Annotated in this window: 5 protein-coding genes and 1 riboswitch; of the genes, 2 read left to right on the forward strand and 3 right to left on the reverse strand. The window is 71.6% G+C overall.

Annotated features, from left to right (window positions below; genetic code table 11):
• Nucleotides 1-224: 224 nt before the first annotated feature.
• The gene (gene def, locus JT723_RS32585) at nt 225-863 is read left to right on the forward strand and encodes a peptide deformylase (RefSeq protein WP_205048478.1); all 639 of its coding nucleotides are present in this window, start codon (nt 225-227) and stop codon (nt 861-863) included.
• Between the two features lie 21 nt (nt 864-884).
• On the opposite strand, the gene JT723_RS32590 is transcribed toward def, so the two are convergent.
• The 3 genes from JT723_RS32590 to JT723_RS32600 all read right to left on the reverse strand — a co-directional run bounded on the left by JT723_RS32590 (nt 885) and on the right by JT723_RS32600 (nt 4,817).
• Nucleotides 885-1,916 (reverse strand): ribonucleotide-diphosphate reductase subunit beta, encoded by a 1,032-nt coding sequence (locus tag JT723_RS32590; RefSeq protein ID WP_205048479.1) that lies wholly within the window; start codon nt 1,914-1,916, stop codon nt 885-887.
• Nucleotides 1,916-4,306, reverse strand: coding sequence for a ribonucleoside-diphosphate reductase subunit alpha (locus JT723_RS32595; RefSeq protein WP_205048480.1), 2,391 nt, complete (start codon nt 4,304-4,306; stop codon nt 1,916-1,918). Before JT723_RS32595 ends, JT723_RS32590 begins: the two co-directional genes overlap by 1 nt.
• A gap of 182 nt (nt 4,307-4,488) precedes the next feature.
• A riboswitch (cobalamin riboswitch) is annotated at nt 4,489-4,550 on the reverse strand.
• A gap of 78 nt (nt 4,551-4,628) precedes the next feature.
• Nucleotides 4,629-4,817 (reverse strand): hypothetical protein, encoded by a 189-nt coding sequence (locus tag JT723_RS32600; RefSeq protein WP_205048481.1) that lies wholly within the window; start codon nt 4,815-4,817, stop codon nt 4,629-4,631.
• 89 nt (nt 4,818-4,906) lie between these two features.
• On the opposite strand from JT723_RS32600, the gene JT723_RS32605 reads away from it, so the two are divergent.
• On the forward strand, nt 4,907-5,872 hold the full coding sequence (locus JT723_RS32605; protein ID WP_205048486.1) for a helix-turn-helix domain-containing protein: 966 nt from the start codon (nt 4,907-4,909) through the stop codon (nt 5,870-5,872).
• The last annotated feature ends 128 nt before the right edge of the window (nt 5,873-6,000 follow it).

Consider the following 6,000-nt stretch of genomic DNA (forward strand, 5'->3'; position numbering starts at 1 on the left):
CCCCGCGCCTCTGAAAAACGCTCACCCTGCGAGAAGAGGGCACCCCTCAGGGGCGCGGGGAACTGCGCGACCAGCCCGGGCCGGGGGAAGGCGACATGGCACCGCAGGTGGCAATCACCTGAGAGCCCCCGGCCAGGGAAGGTCAGGGAAGCGGGGGGCAGGCCTGCCAGGGGGCCGTACCCTGGACCGATACTCGACCCCCGCCTGGAAGGCGTACCGCTCAGATGTCCCAGCAGCACACCGAGACCCCCACCACCTCTCCGGAGGAGCTGTTCCTCGACGACGTGACCGACGCGGAGGCCCGTGAGCTGGCTCACCGGGAGCGCGGCACGGTGCGTCCGATCACCGTCGTGGGCAATCCGGTGCTGCACCGGGAGTGCCAGGACGTCACCGACTTCGGCGACGACCTGCTCGCCCTCGTGGACGACATGTTCGCCAGCCAGCGCGCGGCCGAGGGCGTCGGGCTCGCGGCGAACCAGATCGGCGTGGACCTGAAGGTCTTCGTCTACGACTGCCCGGACGACAACGACACCCGGCACGTCGGCGTCGTGTGCAACCCGGTGCTGGACGACCTGCCGGCCGACCAGCGGCACCTGGACGACTCCAACGAGGGCTGCCTGTCCGTGCCGGGCGCGTACATGGAGACGCCGCGCCCCGACTACGCGGTGGTCCGTGGCCAGGGCCTGAACGGCGAGCCGGTCGTCGTGCGCGGCAGCGGCTACTTCGCCCGCTGCCTGCAGCACGAGACCGACCACCTCTACGGCCGGCTGTACATCGACCGGCTCTCCAAGCGCGACCGCAAGGACGTCATGCGCCAGATGGCGGAGGCGACCCCGAAGTTCGCGACCGTGCCCAACGACTAGGCCGCGCCGGGAGCGTACGGCTCAGAAGTCCTCGTCGAGCGCCACCGTGCCCTCCACCGCCACCTGGTAGGCGGAGGGGCGGCGCTCGAAGAAGTTGGTCAGCTCCTGGACGCCCTGCAACTCCATGAAGGGGAAGGGGTTCTGCGACCCGTACAGGGCGGGGAAGCCCAGCCGGGCGAGCCGCTGGTCGGCGACGCACTCCAGGTAGGCGCGCATGGACTCGGTGTTCATGCCGGGCAGCCCGTCCCCGCACAGGTCCCGGCCGAACTGCAGCTCGGCGTCGACCGCTTCGCGCAGCATGTCGGTGACCTCCTGGCACAGCGCGTCGTCGAAGAGCCCGGGGTCCTCCTTGCGTACGGTGTCGACCACGTCGAAGGCGAAGCTCATGTGCATCGTCTCGTCCCTGAACACCCAGTTGGTGCCGGTGGCGAGGCCGTGCAGCAGCCCGCGGGAGCGGAACCAGTAGACGTAGGCGAAGGCGCCGTAGAAGAACAGCCCCTCGATGCAGGCGGCGAAGCAGATGAGGTTGAGCAGGAAGCGGCGGCGGTCCTCGCGGGTCTCCAGGCGGTCGATCTTCTCGGCGCCCCGCCCGTCGAAGTTGGCCATCCAGCGGAAGCAGAACTGCGCCTTCTCGCGGATCGACGGGATCTCCTCGACGGCGTCGAAGGCCGCGGCCCGGTCGGCGGGATCGGGCAGGTAGGTGTCGAGCAGCGTCAGGTAGAACTGGACGTGCACGGCCTCCTCGAACAGCTGGCGGGACAGGTACAGCCGCGCCTCGGGGGAGTTGATGTGCTTGTAGAGGGTGAGCACCAGGTTGTTGGAGACGATCGAGTCGCCGGTGGCGAAGAAGGCGACCAGCCGGCCGATCATGTGCTGCTCGCCGGGGCTGAGCTTGGCCAGGTCCGCGACGTCGGAGTGCAGGTCCACCTCCTCGACCGTCCAGGTGTTCTTGATCGCGTCGCGGTAGCGCTCGTAGAAGTCCGGGTAGCGCATGGGCCGCAGGGTCAGTTCGAAGCCCGGGTCGAGCAGGTTCTTCACGGGTGTGCTGGTCATCACTGGCAGGCCTCGCAGGACTCGGGGTTTTCCAGGGAGCAGGCGATCGCGTCGGCGTCGGCGGTCGCGGGTACGGGCACGGATACGGCCGCGGGGGCGGGCGCCTGGGCGGCGCGGGCGATCCGGGTGGCCGGGCGGGAGCGCAGGTAGTAGGTGGTCTTCAGGCCCTGCTTCCACGCGTAGGCGTACATCGAGGAGAGCTTGCCGATGGTCGGGGTCTCCAGGAAGAGGTTCAGCGACTGGCTCTGGTCCAGGTAGGGGGTGCGGGCCGCGGCCATGTCGATGAGCGCGCGCTGCGGTAGCTCCCACGCGGTGCGGTACAGCTCCCGCACCTCCGCCGGGATCCAGCTCAGGCCCTGCACGCTTCCGTTGGACTCCCGCAGCGCCTCCCTGGTCTGCGCGTCCCACACCCCCAGCTGCTTGAGCTCGGCCACCAGGTAGGAGTTGACCTGCAGGAACTCGCCCGACAGCGTCTCGCGCTTGAAGAGGTTGGAGACCTGCGGCTCGATGCACTCGTAGGACCCGGCGATGGAGGCGATGGTCGCGGTCGGCGCGATCGCCAGCAGCAGCGCGTTGCGCATCCCGTGTGCGGCGACCCGCTCGCGCAGCGCCGCCCAGCGCTCGGGCCAGGCGAACTCGACACCGTAGTGGTCGGGGTGCAGCACACCGGCGGCGGTCCTGGTGCGGTCCCAGGCCGGCAGCGGCCCGCTGCGCTCCGCCAGGTCGCAGGAGGCCTCGTACGCGGCGAGCATCACGCGCTCGGCGATCCGCGTGGACAGCGCGCGGGCCTCGGGCGAGCCGAAGGGCAGCCGCAGCTTGAAGAACACGTCCTGCAGGCCCATCACGCCCAGACCCACCGGCCGCCAGCGGGAGTTGGAGCGGCCGGCCTGCTCTGTCGGGTAGAAGTTGATGTCCACGACCCGGTCGAGGAAGGTCACCGCGGTGCGGACGGTCTCGTCGAGCCGCTGCCAGTCGATGCGGCCGTCAGGGGTGACGAAGGCGCTCAGGTTGACCGAGCCGAGGTTGCACACCGCGGTCTCGGAGTCGTCGGTGACCTCCAGGATCTCGGTGCACAGGTTGGAGGAGTGGACCGTGTGCCCGGGCAGGGCGGTCTGGTTGGCGGTGCGGTTCGCGGCGTCCTTGAAGGTCATCCAGCCGTTGCCGGTCTGCGCCAGGGTGCGCATCATCCTGCCGTACAGCTCGCGCGCCGGGATCGTCCGCTGCGCCAGCCCGGCCGCCTCGGCCGCCCGGTAGGCCGCGTCGAACTCGTCGCCCCACAGGTCGACCAGCTCCGGCACGTCGGCAGGCGAGAACAGCGACCAGGGCGCGTCGGCGTCGACCCGGCGCATGAACTCGTCCGGCACCCAGTGCGCCAGGTTCAGGTTGTGGGTGCGGCGGGCGTCCTCGCCGGTGTTGTCCCGCAGTTCGAGGAACTCCTCGATGTCGGCGTGCCAGGTCTCCAGGTAGACCGCGGCGGCGCCCTTGCGCCGACCGCCCTGGTTGACCGCGGCGACCGACGCGTCGAGCGTCTTGAGGAAGGGCACGATGCCGTTGGAGTGCCCGTTGGTGCCGCGGATCAGCGAACCCCTGGCCCTGATGCGGGAGTAGGGCAGCCCGATGCCGCCCGCGTGCTTCGACAGCCGCGCCACCTGCTGGTAGCGCTCGTAGATCGAGTCCAGCTCGTCCAGCGGCGAGTCCAGCAGGTAGCAGGACGACATCTGCGGGTGCCGCGTACCGGAGTTGAACAGCGTGGGCGAGCTGGGCAGGTAGTCCAGGTGGCTCATCAGCCGGTAGAGCGCGGCGACTTCGTCCACGGCCGCGGGCGAGTCGTCCTCGGCCAGGCCCGCGGCGACCCGCAGCATGAAGTGCTGCGGTGTCTCGATCACCTTGCGGGTCAGCGGATGCCGCAGCAGGTAGCGGCTGTAGAGGGTGCGCAGGCCGAAGTAGCCGAAGCGGTCGTCGGCGCCCTCGGCGAGCGCCTGCTCCACCAGCGCGTCCAGCCGGGCCGCGTGGCGTACGACGAAGTCCGCCGTACGGTCGGCGACCAGGCCCTCGCGGTGGCCCACCGCGACGGAGGCGGTGAAGGAGACCGCCCCCTGCGAGGCGGCCTCCTCGGTGACGGCGAGCGCCAGCAGTCGGGCGGCGAGCCGCGAGTAGGCCGGGTCCTCGGAGATCAGCCCCGCGGCCGACTCGGTGGCCAGCTCCCGCAGTTCCGCGGTCCCCGCGGCGCCGCTGCGCCCCCGCAGCGCTGCGGCGGCGACCCGGCCCGGGTCGGTGTCGGGCAGGTCGGTACAGAGCGCGACGAGGGTGCGCAGCAGGTCCTCGCCGGCGGTGTCGCCGCCGGGGAGGCTGTCGGAAATGGCTGCGGGGGCTTCTGGCGCGATGGTCACGGTGGTGCGGTCTCCCTCGTACGCGGCGGCGGCCGCGCGGGGGAGGGGCGGAGGGGGCCGGGCACACCTGCGGGCGTGCGGGACCGCGTCCGCAGGCCCAATCCGCGAGGCCCGGACTCGTCGGCACCCCCGGTCCATCGACCGTGCGGGCGCCGGCTGCCGGCAGGCGATCGGGCTGTGCGGGGCGTGCGGGCACGCCTCGCTCACCGTTGCGGGGCAGCGCCGGATTCGCACCGGCTTCCCCTGCGGGCAGCGGACTTGAGAATACATCTTGTGCCGCGTTCTGGGCTCACACCCACATGTTGTGTCGCGGTGCGGTGAGTCAGTACCGTAGGGCCAGCCTCTCCCGCACCTGGGCGGCGCGTTCCGGCGGGCGCCCGGGGGCTTCCCCGCGCTCCGCTGCCCGGATCTCACGGGTAATGCGGGCGTCGTTGCGTGCGCCCATGAGCGGCACGAAGCTCAGTGCCAGGGCGAGGGCGAGTACTGCGGCGATGTCCAGGAGAACTGTCATGAGTCAATAGTCGCCACGGTGCTGTCGGCCGGTAAGTGGCAGCACTGCCGCCCTACCGCAACATCCTGCCATCTGCGATGCTCGGCAGCATGCTGCAGAACGTCGCCGTGGTGCTGCTCGACGGAGTCCACCCCTTCGAACTCGGTGTGGTGTGCGAGGTCTTCGGCCTGGACCGCACCGACGAAGGGCTGCCCGGGTACGACTTCGCCGTCGTCTCCGCGGAAGGGCCGCGGCTGCGCACCCACGCGGGCTTCGACGTCTTCGCCGCCGAGGGTCTCGAACGGCTCGACCAGGCCGACCTGGTGGTCGTACCCGCCGCCGACGACGCCACGTCGCGGGAATTCCCGCGGGACGTGCTCGGCGCGCTCAACCGGGCCGTGGAGCGCGGCGCGACCGTCCTGAGCGTCTGCTCGGGGGTCTTCGTGCTCGGCGCGGCGGGCCTGCTCGACGGGCGGCGCTGCGCGGCGCACTGGCGACACACCGAGCTGCTCGCCGCCCGGCACCCCGAGGCCCGCGTCGAGCAGGACGTGCTCTACGTGGACGACGCCGGGGTCGTCACCTCGGCCGGCACCGCCGCGGGCATCGACGCGTGCCTGCACCTGGTGCGCAAGGAGCAGGGGGTCGCCGTCGCCAACGGCATCGCCCGCCGCATGGTCGTGCCCCCGCACCGGGAGGGCGGCCAGGCGCAGTTCGTGGCCCGGCCGCTGCCCCGGGCCACCAGCGACTCCGTCGGCGGGGTGCTCTCCTGGATGGAGCGCCACCTCGACCAGGACGTCACCGTGGACGACCTGGCCGCCCGCGCCCTGATGTCCCCGCGCACCTTCGCCAGGCGCTTCCAGCAGGAGACCGGCACGACGCCGTACCGCTGGCTCCTGGGCCAGCGCATCTTGCTGGCCCGCGAACTCCTCGAAGGCACGGGCCTCACCGTCGACGCGGTCGCTGCCCGCGCGGGTTTTGGCAACGCCGCGACCCTGCGGCATCACTTCTGCCGCCGGGTCGGCACCACCCCCCACGCCTACCGCCGCACCTTCCGCCCCGACGGCGCCCGTCTCTAGGCCTCCTCTTCCGCAGAGGGCGCTGCTGCCGCAGGGGGCAACCACCAGGGGCGCGGGGCTGCGTCTGATCTGCGGCTGGCGCCGCGTGGGCGCGCGCAACCCACTACGACCGTCGTGTGGCGACGGAC

Origin of the sequence: Actinacidiphila bryophytorum, assembly GCF_016916835.1 — a bacterium.
GTDB classification, from domain to species: domain Bacteria; phylum Actinomycetota; class Actinomycetes; order Streptomycetales; family Streptomycetaceae; genus Actinacidiphila; species Actinacidiphila bryophytorum.